Origin of the sequence: Desulfatibacillum aliphaticivorans DSM 15576 (assembly GCF_000429905.1) — a bacterium.
Classification (GTDB): Bacteria; Desulfobacterota; Desulfobacteria; order Desulfobacterales; family Desulfatibacillaceae; genus Desulfatibacillum; species Desulfatibacillum aliphaticivorans.
Genome location: NZ_AUCT01000001.1, coordinates 308663 through 325311 on the forward strand (window position 1 = coordinate 308663; position 16649 = coordinate 325311).

At 53.4% G+C, this 16649-nt stretch carries 9 protein-coding genes; 2 read left to right on the forward strand and 7 right to left on the reverse strand.

The features are described from left to right. Positions 1-25: 25 nt before the first annotated feature. Entirely contained in the window at positions 26-853 is an 828-nt protein-coding gene (locus G491_RS0101385; RefSeq protein WP_028313311.1) for a mechanosensitive ion channel family protein, read from the reverse strand. A 257-nt stretch (positions 854-1110) separates the two neighbouring features. Between G491_RS0101385 and G491_RS28965 the strand changes: the two genes are divergently transcribed. Beyond that, positions 1111-7233: an alpha-2-macroglobulin family protein gene (locus tag G491_RS28965; protein WP_051326947.1), complete on the forward strand. Its 6123-nt coding sequence runs from the start codon at positions 1111-1113 to the stop codon at positions 7231-7233. A 3-nt stretch (positions 7234-7236) separates the two neighbouring features. On the opposite strand, the gene G491_RS0101395 is transcribed toward G491_RS28965, so the two are convergent. The 6 genes from G491_RS0101395 to G491_RS33185 form a co-directional block, all read right to left on the reverse strand. Then, positions 7237-7809: a hypothetical protein gene (locus G491_RS0101395; protein WP_028313312.1), complete on the reverse strand. Its 573-nt coding sequence runs from the start codon at positions 7807-7809 to the stop codon at positions 7237-7239. Between the two features lie 524 nt (positions 7810-8333). Further along, entirely contained in the window at positions 8334-8672 is a 339-nt protein-coding gene (locus tag G491_RS0101400; RefSeq protein ID WP_028313313.1) for a TraR/DksA family transcriptional regulator, read from the reverse strand. A gap of 65 nt (positions 8673-8737) precedes the next feature. Continuing rightward, positions 8738-10396 carry an AMP-binding protein gene (locus G491_RS0101405; RefSeq protein ID WP_028313314.1) on the reverse strand — a complete coding sequence of 553 codons (1659 nt, stop codon included), beginning with the start codon at positions 10394-10396 and terminating at the stop codon, positions 8738-8740. 255 nt (positions 10397-10651) lie between these two features. Beyond that, positions 10652-11455 (reverse strand): hypothetical protein, encoded by an 804-nt coding sequence (locus G491_RS0101410; RefSeq protein ID WP_028313315.1) that lies wholly within the window; start codon positions 11453-11455, stop codon positions 10652-10654. A 262-nt stretch (positions 11456-11717) separates the two neighbouring features. Next, complete coding sequence (locus G491_RS0101415) at positions 11718-12515, reverse strand: hypothetical protein (protein WP_028313316.1); 798 nt, start codon at positions 12513-12515, stop codon at positions 11718-11720. 223 nt (positions 12516-12738) lie between these two features. Next, positions 12739-15357: a CHASE4 domain-containing protein gene (locus G491_RS33185; protein ID WP_051326948.1), complete on the reverse strand. Its 2619-nt coding sequence runs from the start codon at positions 15355-15357 to the stop codon at positions 12739-12741. A gap of 340 nt (positions 15358-15697) precedes the next feature. Between G491_RS33185 and G491_RS0101430 the strand changes: the two genes are divergently transcribed. Beyond that, positions 15698-16474 (forward strand): CheR family methyltransferase, encoded by a 777-nt coding sequence (locus G491_RS0101430; RefSeq protein ID WP_012610723.1) that lies wholly within the window; start codon positions 15698-15700, stop codon positions 16472-16474. Positions 16475-16649 lie beyond the last annotated feature (175 nt).

A 16649-nucleotide genomic window follows, 5' to 3' on the forward strand; every position in this document is an offset into this window, starting at 1 on the left:
TGCATGTGCTTTTATAGAACCTGCCTTAAGAACCCTCGGAGTCCTTGATGATTCTCACATCTCTCTGGGGATACGGGATCTCCACCCCAGCTTCCTTCAAGGCCTTGTATACGGCGAGGTTCACCCTATACTGGAGGTCATAATACTTGATGGTGGGCGCCCAATAGCGCACCCCGATATTTATGGAAGAATCTGCAAAGGCTTCAATTCCTATCTGACTTGCGGGTTCTTCGGGTATATCCTCAAAATTCTTTAGCGCATTGTTGATTGCCTCGATGGCGGTCTCCGGGTCGCTGGCGTAAGAAATCCCCACGGAGGTCTCCACCACGGAATAGGCGAAGGAGTTGGTCAGGATCTCCCCCACGATGTGCTTGTTGGGGATCATGATTTTCTCGCCGTCCTCGGTGATGAGGATCGTGGAGGCCAGGGTGATGTCCTCCACCACGCCCCGCACGCCGGCCATGGTCACGGTGTGGCCCAGGGTGAACGGCCGGGTCATGATGATGGTGAGTCCCGCGCCGTAGTTGGACAAGATGCCTTGCACGGCGAAGCTGGCGCCCAAGGTCAGGGCGCCCAGGGCGGCGACAAAGGGCCCCAGGGAAATGCCGAATTTATCCAGGGCCAGAATCACCGTAAAAATCAGCACTAAAACCTTGGAAACACCGCCCAGAAACCGGCTGAGCATGGGGTCCATGTTCCGGCCGTCGCACAAACGGGTGATGGTCTTGGCAAGCCAGCCGGCTAAAAGCCATCCCACAATAAGGATGACCATCGCTCCGAATATCTGAAACGAGTAGTTGACCACAAAATCGGTGGCCACGCCAAAGGCTTTATCCAGTTCTATATTTTCCAAAGACGGCCTCCTTAGAATCGTGTATTAGTAAATTTTACAAAAATTGACTATGTGTAGAATTTCCTTGAAATCAAGTCTGCTAGACTAATTTTAAGAATGAATATCATACTTATTGGCGTTTTGCCAAATAAATTAAACGCCTAACGACACGCCTGCGCCGTGAAATTTTGCATTAGTTTTGCTTTTTCTATGAGCATTGGTCATGTATCATGGGATAAAAACTTTGCCCATATACCCGAACCCCAGGAGAGTTCCCCATGCAAATCAAGCCCTTTTTAGTAGTCGTTTTTATTCTGCTATTGGTTGCGCCGGCGGCTTTTTCCCAGTCTGCGAACCATGAAAGCCCGTTCCACCAAGCAGAAAAGCAAAGGCGGGAAGGCAATTATAAGGACGCCCTGGATTTGTATGAGCAGTTGATTAAGGACCAAAACTCCGGCCCCGAGCAAGCTGCATCGTCCATTCAAAATGCGGTAGCCTGCATGCAGCGTCTTGGCAGGTTGAAAGAGGCCGACGGCCTGCTGGAAAAGGCGGTGGAAATTCATAAGGATCAATGGCGCGTTCTCCACCGGGCGGCGGAGACTTATTTTTCCCTGGATCATAACGGGTGTCTAGTATCCGGAAAATTTGAACGGGGGCCCCACAGGGGGGGCTGCGACCATGTGGACGCCTCGGAGCGGGATCGGGTGCGCGCCCTGCAATTGATGAAGCAGGCTTTGGATATTCTCCCGGATGACGCGGATAAAAACGACGCCGGACGATTTTATTTCCGGTTTGCGGATATGATCCAGGGCTATACCGGTCTGGACGGAGCATGGAAATTCCAATACGCGACCGACCTGGAGGTCCTGCCGGACTATGAGGAAGGATATTGGCGGAACTACGGCTATGGAAATACAAAAACTCCGGTTGATTCGGATGGAAACCCTATTTTTTACGCCCTTCCAGCGAGCTTTGAAAGCGCCGCCAATGACGGGGAGCGGTATCGCTGGCTATTGAACTATGCGGCAAAACGGAATCCTGAAGCGCAAAACGAGGCCTTATGGAAGCGGGCTGAGTATCTGCGGAGCCAGTTCGGCGTCCAGACCATGGCATTCCATTTCGCTTTGTTCGGAGCGACAAGCGGAGAAGAGGTTAAAGACGGGCCTTTTTCGGTGCACACCCTTTCGGAAAACGAGGCCATGGCCTCCTTGGCTACAGGAATAAAGCGATTTCCCCTTCCCAAGGAACACAACTTCATCCTCATCTATAAAAAAATCGCCGCCAATGGAGGGGATTACGCCTGGGACTCCTTGAACGTCCTCGCATCCACTTTTGAAAACCGCCGGCAATATCCCAAGGCAGTTAAAATTCGTAAAGAAATGATTGAACGATTCCCCGCAAGGCAAGGAAAGCAACGGGATAAGCTGGAGCAGCTTACCGGCCCCTTGGGGGAGTTTGAGTACTGCACCCCACAGCCCGCCGGCAGGGAAGCGGAAGTCGGCTTTACATTTCGCAACGGCAAAAAGGTTCATTTCAAAGCTGTCGAGGTCGATGAGAAAAAATTCATTGAAGATGTTAAAGAATACATCCGGGGCTCCAAAGGAGTTCCTGATTTTAAAACAACGAGTATTGACAATATTGCCCATCGAATAATCCAAAACGGCGAAACTAAATATCTTGGGAAAAAAGCGGCGGAGTGGGACCTTTCTCTAAAGCCGATGAAAGATCATTTTGACAAAAGGATCTCCGTAAAAACGCCTTTGAAAAAGGCCGGGGTCTACCTCCTTACCGCACAAATGGAGAATGGAAACACTTCCAATATCGTGATCAGAATTGCCGATACAACCATTGTGCAAAAAAACATGGACGGCAAGGAAATGTTTCTGGTGTGCGACGCCCGGACGGGCGAGCCTCTGGAAGGCATGCAAGTGGATTTCTTCTGGTACAACTTTACCGGATCGAACAAAAAATTCATAATCGACGAGGCGACAAAAACCACCGATCGAAACGGCCTCGTTTACATTGACGACCTGCGGGAACGTGGAACCCATGGGGCCATTATCACCGCAGTGAATAGCCAGGGGCGCCTGGCCCATTTGTCGCAATTCAGCTATTGGGTGCGCAGCAAGCAACTTGACAACCTGGATCGCACCCGGGCCTTCGGCATTACGGACAGGCCGGTTTACCAGCCGGGCCAGACCGTGCATTACAAGTTCTGGGTGCGGCAGGCAAGGTACGACCTGGGCGAAAAGTCGGTGTACGCCGGCAAATCCTTCACGATTGAGGGAGTGGACCCCAAAAACACGACTATAATCAACAGTACAAAAGTAGCGGACGAATACGGCGGAGTGGAGGGTGAATACACCCTGCCCGATGAAGCGCCCCTGGGGAGGTATTACTTCTATATAGGCTCCCATGGACGCATCTCATTCCGGGTGGAGGAATACAAAAAGCCGGAATTTGAGGTTAAGGTGGAAGCGCCCAAAGAGCCCATCGCTTTGGGCGAGACGATTCCCGTGGAAGTCAAGGCGGATTACTATTTCGGCGCGCCGGTCCAGGAGGCCAAGGTCAGCTACAAGGTTCTGCGGTCCGAGTATAATCAAGGCTGGTTTCCCTGGGGCGCCTGGGACTGGCTGTACGGCGCCGGGTATTGGTGGTTTGGCTACGATTATGACTGGTATCCCGGGTGGACCAAGTGGGGCTGCAATCGTCCCAGATGGTCGTGGTGGTGGCATGATGCTCACATGCCGCCGGAAGTCGTGGCCGAGGGCCAGGGCTTGACCGATGAGAACGGCGTACTGAAGCTGCCCATTGATACGGCTTTGGCCAAAGAGCTAAGGGGCGACACGGATCATCGCTATGAAATCACCGTAGTGGTCACGGACAAGTCCCGCCGGACCATCGTGGGAAAAGGTTCGGTGATTGCCGCCCGGAATCCCTTTAAGGTATACGCCTGGGTGAACAAAGGCCATTACTTTGTGGGCGACGTGGTCAAGGCCGATTTTTCCGCCCAGACCCCGGACGGCAAGCCTGTGTCCGGTGCGGGCAAGGCGGTTCTGTACAAGATTGCCCGCAAGAACGGAAAGCCATCGGAAAGGGCCGTCAGGGAATGGGATCTCAAGGTCGAAAATGACGGCCGTGCAAAACTCAAGATGGACGCCTCAAAGGCTGGTCAGTACCGCATCGCCCTCAGCGTGACGGACGCCAAAGGCCGCACCCAGGAAGGCGGATACGTGTTCTGCGTCATGGGGGACAAGGACACGGGCAGGAATTTCGTCTTCGACCATATAGAACTTGTTCCTGACTTGCGGGAATACGTTCCTGGAGACAAGGTGCGGCTGCGCATCAACACCCGGGCCAAGGACTCCACGGTGCTCTTGTTTATCAGGCCGGAAAGCGTCGACGGGTATCCCAAACCCAAGGTTTTGCGCATTAACGGAAACAGCACGGTTCAGGAAATTGAAGTCAGCAAAACGGACATGCCCAATTTCTTTGTGGAGGCCCTGACCGTCCACGACGGCAAGGTGTACTCCGAAACCCGGCGGATTGTGGTTCCGCCGGAAAGTCGCGTGTGCAATGTGGAAGTTCTGCCCTCCGCGGAAAAATACAAGCCCGGCCAGAAAGCCAGAATCGACCTGCGTCTGACCGGCATGGACGGCGAGCCTTTTAGAGGAAGTACGGTGCTGACGGTATACGACAAAGCCGTGGAGTACATCTCCGGCGGCTCCAATGTGCAGAATATTCGTAATTTCTTCTGGAAGTGGGTTAGGCATCATTATCCAGTGACGGAACACAACCTCAGAATTCAAGAGCGTAACCTTGTCCCAAGATATTCTGTTTCCATGGGGGTTTTGGGAATATTCGGGAATATTCCAGCGCCGGACGACACCCTTGAAAACGAAAAGGTCGGAAAGAATGGCGGAATCGTTATGAAAAAAGGCAACATGATGCGAGGCCGATCCGCCGCAAGCTCATCCATGCTTGCCGCAGCCCCAAAGGAATTCATTCCCATTAACTTTACCGATGCAGACGAATTGCAGGCAAACGTTAGTGGAGCCTTTGCGGAAGCGGGCGGCGCCGGGGCCTCGGAGGAAAGCGTCCACGTGCGCACGGAATTTGCGGACACGGCTTTTTGGGCCGGATCATTGGAGACGGATAAAAACGGGCATGCCCAGGTGGAATTTGACATGCCGGAAAACCTGACCGCCTGGAAGATCAAGGTCTGGGCCATGGGCCACGGCACCCGGGTGGGCCAGGGGGAAGCCGAGGTCGTCACCTCCAAGGACCTGCTGCTGCGGCTACAGGCGCCCCGATTTTTCGTGCAGGGGGATGAGGTGGTGCTTTCGGCCAACATCCACAATTATTTGGACGACCGGGTTTCGGTCAGGGCCGTCCTTGAAGTGGACGGCAGCTGCCTGGAATTGGAACGAGGCGCCAATAAGATCCTGCCGCTCGACCCCAACAGCGAAAAACGCGTGGACTGGCGAGTGAAGGTCGTCAAGGAAGGCGAGGCCATCGTGCGCATGAAGGCGATTTCCGCCAGGGAATCGGACGCCATGGAAATGCGCTTTCCCGTCTACGTTCACGGCATGGAAAAAACCGAGACCTTCAGCGGCGTCATCCGGCCGGATCAAAACTCCAGCGCGTTCACCATTGACGTTCCCCAGGCGAGACGGCCCGAGGCCTCCCGTCTGGAGGTGAGGTACTCCCCCACCCTGGCGGGAGCCATGATCGACGCCCTGCCCTATCTGGCCAATTATCCCTACGGCTGCACCGAGCAGACTTTGAACCGGTTTCTGCCCACAGCCATCACCCTGAACCTGCTGGAAAGCAAGGGCGTCGACCTGAAAGCCCTCAAAGACAAGCACACTAACCTGAACGCCCAGGAAATGGGAGACTCGGCGGAACGCGCCGCCCAATGGAAGCAGTGGGACGAAAACCCGGTGTACGATCCGGCCAAGGTCCGGGACATGGTGCGGAAAGGCGGGGACAAACTGGCCTCCATGCAGAATTCCGACGGCGGCTGGGGCTGGTTTTCCGGTTGGGGGGAGCGCTCCTACCCCCATACCACGGCCACGGTGGTCCGGGGGTTGATGAAGGCCAAGGAAGCCGCGGCGGACGTTCCTCAAGCCGTGCTCACACAAGGTCTTGCCTGGCTGGAACGTTACCAAGAAGAGCAACTGACCAAGCTGAACAACGCGGCCTCCAAAACAAAGCCCTATAAGGTATACGCTGATAACACCGACGCCTATATCTTCATGATCCTGGCCCAGGCCGGTCAGGGAAATCAGGCGATGAAAGACTACCTCATGCGGGATAAAACCCATCTTTCGGTCTACGGCCTGACCTTGCTGGGAGCCGGACTCCACGCCATGGAGGAAAACGAGGACCTCGGCCGAGTCATGAAGAACCTCAGCCAATACCTGGTTTGCGACGACGAAAACCAGACCTGTTACCTGGAAATGGGCTCAGGCGGGTATTGGTGGTACTGGTACGGAGACCAGATGGAAGCCAATGCCTGGTACTTGAAACTCCTGGCCGCAACCGGCTTTGAAGGCGATAAGGAAAAGCAAAACCAGGCCGCCGGGCTGGTCAAGTATCTCCTGAATAACCGGAAGCACGGCGCCCGCTGGAAATCCACCCGCGATACGGCCTTGTGCATCGAGGCCCTGGCCGACTACCTGAAAGCCTCGGGCGAAGACGCCCCGGACATGAAGATATCCGTTTACGTGGACGGTAAGTTAAAAAAAGAAGTCGCCGTCAACCAAACCAACCTTATGGACTTTGACAATGTATTCGTCCTGGAAGGGGATGAAATCTCCTCGGGCAAGCATGAAATCAGGCTGGAGCGCAAAGGCAAGGGGCCGGTTTATTTCAATGCCTGGATGAGCAACTTCACCCTGGAGGACGACATCAAGGCCGCCGGCCTGGAAATCAAGGTGGATCGCAAACTCTACCTGCTCAAACCCATAGACAAGACCATCAAAGACGCGGGCGCCCGCGGCCAGGTTCTGGACCGCAAGGTGGAAAAATACGAACGCGTGGAGCTAAGCAACCTGGACATGCTCCAAAGCGGAGACCTTGTGGAAGTGGAGCTGACCGTGCAAAGCAAGAACGATTACGAGTATCTTGTGTTTGAAGATTACAAGCCCGCCGGGTTCGAGCCCGTGGAAGTGCGCAGCGGCTACACCGGCGCAGGCATGGGCGCCTACGTGGAATACCGGGACGAACGGGTTGCCTTTTTCTGCCGGTCCGTGCTCAGGGGGACCCATAACCTGTCCTACCGGATGCGGGCGGAAATCCCGGGCAGGTTCTCAGCCCTGCCCGCCAAGGCCCACGCCATGTACGCGCCCGAGCTGAAGGCCAATTCCGACGAAATCAAACTGCAAGTGGCGGATTGATGATCAGGAGGAGCTTTCCTTGCGGTACTGGGAAAGCTCCTTATACTTGGACCGGGCCCACACATGGTATTTGTCCGAGGGCTCGGTCAGCTTGATGACGGTGCGCAGGACTGCCTTGGATTCCTCCTGGGACTCAAAGCCCTCCCAGAGGATGTCCGCCTTTAACAAAAGGGCCTCGGGCCACTTGGGAGCCTTTTTCAACACCCGATTGACCATGGTCAGGGCCTCGCCATAGCGTTCGCTGTGCTTGGCGTACCGGATTTGCTGCATGTCGGATTCCAGGCGTTCGTACTTGGTCCAGTTGGCTTTCTTGCCGATGTAAACAATGCGTCCTACGTTGTCGGCGATTCCTTCTGTCAGCGCTCTCCACAGGCGGCCTGCCAACAAGCTGACCATGGCGCCGCAAAAGCATCCAATAAGCCCGCCCTGCTTTCCGCCGACCGCCATTCCGATCATCCCGCCCAGGATCAACAACGTCAGAAAAAACCCGAACAAAACGGCGTAAGACTGGGCCTCCCTGGCCGCATGGGCGTCCTTGATCTGCTTTTTGCCTTTGAAGTCGTAGGGTTCTACCATGGCGCGTTTCTTTCCTGAAAATGAAGTAAATAGTGGGCAAAAGTAGCATGATAGGGCGTCCGGCTCAAGGAATCATTTGAAGGCGCCGTTGCTGGGTTTCCGCCCTTGGCCAATAGAAGGCGATAGACCATGGATTACCCACAGGGATTATAGGGAGTGACGGATGGGAAAGCCGTCTGGGTGGGAATTTAGGGATGGGTCCTACCCTGCCTGGATTGCCCCCCTAAAAAAAACCGGAATTCAATTCACGTCATCCGCCCGCCGACCGTTCCCAACTCCAAACATCCTTTTGGGTCGCACCTTTTGTTGCTAAAGCAACCCAGGCATAAAACTGCCATGCCTGGGCCACCCGAAAAATGAGCGTCCACGGGGAGGCGCAACGATATTCCTTCGTTGGGCGGCGCGGGTTTATTTTAATGCTTAGGCGCAGGGTTTGCCCTGTCTGGGTCGCCCCATGGAATTTATGCTTAAAAATTTTACTTCCGTGCTTTCCGTGTTTTCCGTGGTTAAAACAACTTGCGCCATTATGCTTTTTGGGCGCATTTGACGCAGACGTCGGACTCGGGCATGAGCATGATCCGGCCTATGGGGATTTCCTCGTCGCAGATGGCGCAGTAGCCGAAATCCGGGTCGCCGATGTTGTCCAGGGCGCGCAGGAGGCCGTTCATTCGGGCCTTGGCGTTGGCCAGGGCCTTTTCATTCACGCTCTTGGCGTTGATGGCCTCCATGCGGGAGATTCTGCCTATGGCGTTGTCCGGGGAAATGGGGCGGGTGGCCTCTTCCAGGGAGGCGATATCCTTTTTCAGGATTTTGATCTGCTCCTGAATTTTTACTTTGAGGTCCTGCTTTTGTTTTTCGTCCATAATTCCTTAAAAGCCGGCCCGGCGCTGCAATTCAACGCCGGGCCGGAGTATTGCTTTGATTGACACTATTGGCGAAGATCCTTGCGGAGGATCTTACCCACGTTGGTCTTGGGCAATTCGTCCCGGAACTCATAGAACTTGGGAACCTTGTAGCCCGTGAAATTTTCCTTGCAGAAGGCCTTTAACTCCTCTTCAGTGAGGGAGGGATCCTTTGCAACCACAAAGAGCTTGACCAATTCCCCGCTCTTGGCGTCGGGCACGCCCACGGCCGCGCATTCCAAAACCTTGGGATGGCCGGCCACCACGTCTTCGATTTCGTTGGGATAGACGTTGAAGCCGGAAACCAGGATCATGTCCTTTTTCCGGTCCACCAGTTTGATGAAGCCTTCCTCGGTCATGAAGCCCATGTCGCCGGTCTTGAAAAAGCCGTCGCTCCAGAAGGCCTTTTCGGTTTCTTCGGGCCTTTTGTAGTATCCGCGGAACACCTGGGGGCCTTTGATGCAGATTTCCCCCACCTCGTTCAAGGGCAGGTCATTGCCGTCGTCGTCCCGGATGGCGAACAGGGTGGAGGATATGGGCAGGCCGATGTAGCCGTTATAGGCCTTCAGGTCCATGCGGTTGATGGAAGCGGCCGGCGAGGTTTCGGTGAGACCGTAGGCTTCGACCAGGGGCTTGCCGGTGATTTCCTTCCATTTGAGGGCCACGGGCTCCTGGACCGCCATGCCGCCGCCCAGGGCCAGCTTAAAGCTGGAGAAGTCCACCTTGGCGAATTCGGGATCGTTGATCAAGGCGTTAAACAGCGTGTTGACGCCGGTCATGGAGGTGAACTTCCATTTGTTCAGTTCCTTGACAAAGCCCGGGATGTCCCTGGGATTGGTGATGAGCACGTTCAAGGCGCCAATGGACGAAAAGGTCAGGCAGTTGGCGGTCAGGGAAAAGATGTGGTAGAGCGGCAGGGGCGTAATCATGATTTCCTTGCCGTCCTCGATTTTTCCGCTGATCCACGCCCGGGCCTGGAGCACGTTGGCCACGATGTTCCTGTGCGTCAACTCAGCGCCCTTGGAAACGCCCGTAGTGCCGCCGGTGTATTGCAGGAAGGCCAGGTCGTCCAAAGTAATCTTCGCCGGCTTGTAGGTCGCAGAATTTCCCTTGGCCAAAGCCGCCTTGAACTTCATGGCGTTGGGCAGGCTGAACGGCGGCACCATCTTCTTCACGCGTTTGATGACCGTGTTGACCAGCAGGCTCTTGGGGAATCCCAGCATGTCGCCGATTTCCGTGATCATGACGTGCTTGACGGGCGTATTGCCGAGCACCTGCTGCAGGACGCTGGCCGAGTTGGCGAAAATCAGGATGGCTTCGGCGCCCGAGTCGTTCAACTGATGCTCCAACTCCCTGGCCGTGTACAGGGGGTTGACGTTGACCGCCACCATGCCGGCGCGAAGAATTCCAAACAGGGCAATGGGATACTGCAGGACATTGGGCATCATCAGGGCCACCCTGGCGCCCTGCTTCAGCCCCAGGTCGTTCTGGAGAAAACTGGCGAACTTTTTGCTCAACTCGTTTAATTCATCATAGGTAATGCTCTTGCCCATTTGGTGAAAAGCGGGTTTGGGACCGAATTTGGCGTAAGCCTGGTCCATAATATCAGGAATGGAGCTGTACTCGCTCAGATCGATTTCTTCCGGGACTCCGTCCTGATAGTTTTTCAGCCAGATTTTTTCCATGGTTGTTCTCCCCCTAAAAACAAATTGTGAATGGTTGGTCGTGCGGCAAAGCCGCGGATTGGATTAAAGCAGAATAATTCAAGCGATTATTCTATCATAAGCAAAATGAATAGGGAATATTTTTCGAACGGGATTCTTTGAAAATCCCCGAGCAGCCCCTTCCCCCCTTGGGCCATACCGGTTTTATGATTGCACACTCAGCTGATAGTTTTTTTTGGCCATAGGCGCCGGATCAAAACCGGCCGCCTTAGGTTGTTAAGGCCAAAAAATCTTTTCATCCACTACGACAAGCGTGGGCCTGGAGTAGTACAAACGGGCCTTGTACACGTCATGTCCGGGAGTTAATGTCATTGTTTGGGTGAATTGCTGATGGGGCTCCAATTTCACCATGAACCCTCCCGCCGGGGCGAAATCCACAGAGCCGTCCGCCTGGCTCGTCCCTTTGAGCACCTGCACCCCAAAACCGGCGTGGTCGTCAATTTTATAGTTGGAATGGTTTTCCATGTCTATGCGGACGCCGCCTTCTGCCACGCTGATGTTTTTAATCTTCACATCAGGCGCCGGCATGTCAGGAAGCGTGGATGTTCTTGAGGCCCATTCCTTGTCCTTCCCTTTTACAGCCGCCTTTATGCCAATCGCATATCCGGTCCTGACAACCCGGCCGCCAATAGTCTTTTCTTCACCGGGGGCCAACAGGCCTATTTCCTTGCCGGCTTCCGCCGTATCCCACCGGAACTTGACGGGCTTTGAGGGGTCATACATTTTTAAATAAATGCCCAGCCTGGCAGAACCTTCATAAGGCGTGGACGACTGATTTTTTATTTTAACCTGATATTCCAGGGCGGACACCTCCTGGGTGTGTCTGCTTTGCATACCGATGATCGCCAGGCCCGGATCGGCTTCCGGGATTTGTTTTAGGATATTTTTATTTATTGCGGGTCCGGGCTGTTTGACCGCGGGGGCGCCCTTCAGATTGACCGGCGGCCCTGCCGCGGCAATAGAGGTCAGGGCGAAAACCGCGAGCAAAGCATACAGCAGCACTCCTTTGCATGACTTCATACAAAAGCCTCCTGAAATGGAACAATCGATCCGGTGGGAATGCGGTCTATCCGCATGATGGACGGTATTCTTACATTGCTTTAACTTTACTTTCAAGTTTTTTAGAACGTATAACTTAAATTGAAGCTAAATAGTCAAAAAAAATAATGGTTTTGACCGTAAAAAAATGAATATTTTTTTGGGGAGGTCCGCAAAACGCAAAAAAATACCGAACGGCTTTTAATTTTCAGGCGGCCGGGACAGCCCCGGCCGCCTTTTGCGGCTAAAGATTGATGAGCTTGGAATCAGCCGTTATATTGGTCTTTCCTCTGGATAAAAACAAGGTCACTTTGTACAGGTCAAAGCCGTCCCTGATTGTTGTGCTTTGCGTGGACTCTCCATGAGGCGCCAACGCCATACTCCTGCCCCCGGCGGGCGAGAATGCCACGGATCCGTCCGCTTGCTTGACGCCCCCGTAGAACTGTATAAGAAGCCCCCCATTGGGATCAATCTGATAACCGGACTTGTTCTTGATTGTAGCGTAGACCTTGCCGTCGCGGATTTCCAGGTTCGTGATCTCCACCTCGGGTGCAGGCATTTCGGCCATTTTAACGGTCCTGGATTGCCAGACTTTGTCCTTGGTTTTAATGGACGCCCTGAGGGAAACGGCGGAGCCCTTCCGGGACATCTGGCCGCGAAAACTTTTTTCCTCTCCAGGCGCCAAAGGCCCTATCTCTTTGGCGGGAGTCCCTTCCTCCCAAAAAATATTTTCGCCGGGAGGAATGATGCTTTTCACGTCCAGGGCCAGTTGGGCCATGCCTTTGTATGGTTCGGAGGCGTCGTTTTTGATTTTAACCTCATACTCCACCATGGAGAGAGTCTGCATGTTTCTTGTTTGAATTCCGAGTATGGAAATTTTCGGATCAACCAAAGGGGCTTGTTTGGCGATATTTTTATTAATGGCAGGCTGAACTTTAGCGGGAGCCGTCTGCATTTTAATCGGCTGCCCTGCAAAAGCAAACTGCCCCAGGAGAAAAACCGTCAACAACGCGAGCACGGACGCACTTCTGCGAAATTTCATATCGAACATCCTCCTTGTAGAAAACTGAGATCCGGTGGGAACGCGGTTGGTCCGCATCATGCTTCTATTGTATGCATGCTATGACTTAGCTATCAAGGATTTTAAGAATTTAAATCAAAAAGGCAGAAAAAAGTCAAATGTACTAGTCAATTTGACAGCCAAAAGGTGAGTGAAATAGCCCTCACTGCATCAAATTGGCGACAAAGGGGCCTGGATTTATAAATCATTGGTCCAGGACGCTCCGGATGATTCCAGCAATTTGGGCCATGACCACGGGTTTTGTCACATAGGCTTTTATGCCAATGTTCCTGGCCTGCTCCCTGGAAAGCCTTTCTGAAAATCCCGTGCACAGAATGATGGGCATTTCGGGGCGTATGGACAGGATTCTGTTGGCCAGACTGTCCCCCGTGACATAAGGCATGGTCATATCCGTCATGATCAAGTCAAAGGCCTGGGGATCGGCTTCGAAAATTTCAAGGGCCTGGGGGCTGTTGTCAACGGCCGTGACCTTGTACCCGAGGTGCTCCACCATCTGGCGGGTCATGGCAAGGACCGCCTCTTCGTCGTCCACCAGGAGTATGCGCTCCGAGCCTTGGGGCAGCGTTTCCTTGGAATGGGTTTTGGAGGAGGCAGCCATGAGGGGCAGATAAATATAAAAGGAAGCGCCCATTCCGGGTTCTGAGTAGGCCTTGATTTCCCCTCCGTATTTGGAAATGAGGGCAAAAGCCTCGGAAAGCCCCATGCCGGAGCCCTCGCCCACGGGCTTGGTCGTGTAGTAGGGCTCAAAGACACGCTGGATCACCTCGCTTTCCATGCCCGGCCCATTGTCGCTTATGCTCAATTTGACATATTTGCCGGGCTTGATCTTCCTGGAATGATCCAAATCGAATTCCGTGATGTCCTGCTCCTCCAAAGAGATATCCACCACGCCGCCCAACTCCTTCATGGCGTATGCGGCGTTGGCGCAGATATTCATTAAGACCCGCTGCAGTTCCTTGGGGTCCGCGTAGACCAGCCCGCTTATTTTTTCCACCTCTTTCCGAATCTCAATGCTGGAAGGCAGGGAGGCCCTGACCAGGCCGTAGGTCTCCTCCAGGACGTCCTCGATATCAATCATCGCCGGGTCTTCGTCCCCATGATCGCTGAACGAAAGAATCTGCCGGACCATCTTTTTTGCTTTTTCAGAGGCGACCAGCACCTGCTGCAAGTTTTTATAGGCTTGGCTGTCCTCGGGAACATCCAACATGGCCAATTCAGTGTTCCCCATGATGGGAGCAAGAACATTATTAAAATTATGGGCTATTCCGCCGGTCAACGCGCCAAGGGCCTCCATCCTCTGCGCCATTTGCAGCTTAGCTTCCAGGCGATTTTTCTCATCTTCCACTTTTTTTCGCTCGGAAATATCCCTGAACACGCAATGAAGCAGAACCAGTTTTCCATTCTCCATAATGGGCTTTGCTGTGGACTCCACGTGAAAGCCAGCTCCGTCCTTCGCCCTCATGACATACTCCATGGATCGGCTTTTTCCGGACTTCGCTATATTGTCCACCAGTTCAATCAAACGCTCCCGGTCGCTGTTTTCGGGCATAAACCCGAAAACATGCCTTCCCTCAACCTCTTCCACAGTGTGCCCGCTGAATTCCGTAATGGCGGGGCTGCAATATTGAATGTATCCATCTGGCGTGATGGTCGCCACCACATCCTTGAGGTTTTCCGCCAGCAGCTTGTATTTTTGAAAATTCTCCTTAAACTTCTCCGCAAGATTCTGTTTGGCCGCCAACTCCTCTTCCAACTCTTTGGACTGGCTGAGCACCGTTTCCAGCAAACGGTCGAACTCATTCTCCAGGGTTCCAATTTCGTCCTTCCTGCCCTCAAAAACCTTGCCAGGCAACTCCCTGGTTTTTCTGGCGACAAGCATCCGGCCCGTCAGCCGGACGACGGGCCTGACAATGGCCGCCTCAAGCAGCCGGATCAATAGAGCCAGAAAAAGAATTCCAGCCGCCGCCTTGACGCCGCGAGCGGTCCGAATGGATGCGAGCCCCTGCTGCAGGATGTCCCGGGGCAAATCTGCGCTTAATTCCAGGCAGGGGTTTCCGGTGATGTCCTTCAGGATCATGGAGGCTTGAAGGGTGTTTTCGTCCAAAGGCTTTAGGAGTAGGTTCCCCTCGCCGCCGGAATCCGCCTCTGCATATCCCGGATCTATCAGTTTAATGTCGAAGGGAACCTGCGTCTGATCCCGGAGTTTGTCCTTCATTGCCTCCGTAATAAGGCGCGCCATGACCATGGTTCCCATCACCGGCCCCTTGTTTTCCGTGTTCAAAATGGGAAGGGAGGCGACCAGCATGGAACCGTACTCCGTCCTGATAATTCCGGACTTCGAAATATCTTTCTGGTAGACGAAGGATGATGCATCCAGAAAAAGAGGATGGCCTCTTAATAGTTTGCCTGCGGAGAGCAGACGGATTTGCAAGGGAGCCCCTGTTTCTATGTCTACGGCTTTGCCCCAAAAAAGGTCGCCATTCTCGTCAAAAAAATAGATGGCGTTCAGGCTGGCGTCAACAAAGGTTTCCAAGGCCAGATTGGACTCTTCATAATCAGGACCGCCTCCCTTGATAAAGTCGCAGGTATCGTCCCAGGACGCCCAATCGTGAGTCAGGGCCTTTAGGTGCTCTGTTTCTGTATCCAGGGTTCTAACGCAACGGAGGAGATCCTTCTTCGCCTCCCGCCTCTCCAGGGCGGCGAAGCGTGGAGAGATGATATAATGTTGAATCAATCCCTGGGTTACGCCGAATAGGAGGGCGCTGGCCAAGAGAATAGTCAATAACTTGGATCTCAACTTCATGGAATCACCCTTTGCTGCGCTTCAGGCCGCACATAAAAAAAGCTGCATGTTCCGGAAACAGCGGATCATTGCGCCCGCCCGTTCATTTTCTTCAGGCAAATAAGTTACTGAAAGACCGCCTGCATGCAGCTTAGCATAACAGAGACATTCACGGCAAAACTCATGCCGCCTTTATTTAACGGAGCAATATTTCCCGCGCCGCCCTGTAAAAAAATGTTTCTCTCCGCTTGGGAAACAATCAAGTTTCCATCCCCTTGTTCCGATACCCAAAAATGCCGCGGGGCCGTTTTTTACAGACCCTGAATAATCTGATTACAACCTACAAGGGGATGCTCCTTTGATGCACGACACCACTATATCAACCAAGGATTTCCAAATGCTGGCCGGAATTGTCTATCAGGAGACCGGCATCAGTCTTTCGGACAACAAAGTAGACCTTGTCAAAGCCAGAATCGCAAAAAGGATGCGCACCACCCGCATCCCCAGTCTGAAGGAATACATCAACGTCATTGAAAACGATGCTTCCGAATTCTGCTGCTTTATCGATGCAATGACCACCAACCACACGTATTTTTTTCGGGAAAACAAGCATATAGAGTATATGGTGGAAAACCTGCCGCAAGGCCCGATGCACAGAATCTGGAGCGCGGCGTGCTCCAGCGGCGAAGAGCCTTATTCCATGGCCATTCAACTGGCGGAGGCCGGCCGCAAATTTGAAATCCATGCCTCGGACATATCGGACACCATGCTGGAGACCGCCTCCAAGGGCATTTATCCCAAAGACAGGACCCGTTCCGTTCCCGTACCGCTGGTCAGGCGCTATTTTCAGCAAGGCCAGAATAAATGGGACGGATATTTTAAGGTTAAAAAGGAGCTTCGGGAAAAAATCTCCTTTTTCAAATACAATCTCATTTCCGACCCGCCCCGGGATGAATACGACGTGATCTTCTGCAGGAACGTCATGATTTATTTTGACCACGAAACAAGACAGCACGTAGTCAATAAATTATATCAGTCCCTGCGGCCCGGCGGCATGTTCGCCATCGGCCAGTCCGAAAGTCTGGTTGGCGTGGAGCATCCATTCAAGTATTTACGACCCAGCATTTATTGTAAATAATACCACTTTGAACCATTTTAAAAGCACTCTTATAGGAGATTTTTTGCTTACCGCACAGCCTGCCAAAATGCAGGGCGGCGAGCCCGCGAGTAAGCGTATGGCAATCAAGCAGGTGGAGCGGCATTGATCAGGCCGTATTCATAAACGAGAAAGCACCTGACGCAGCCCCCCCGAC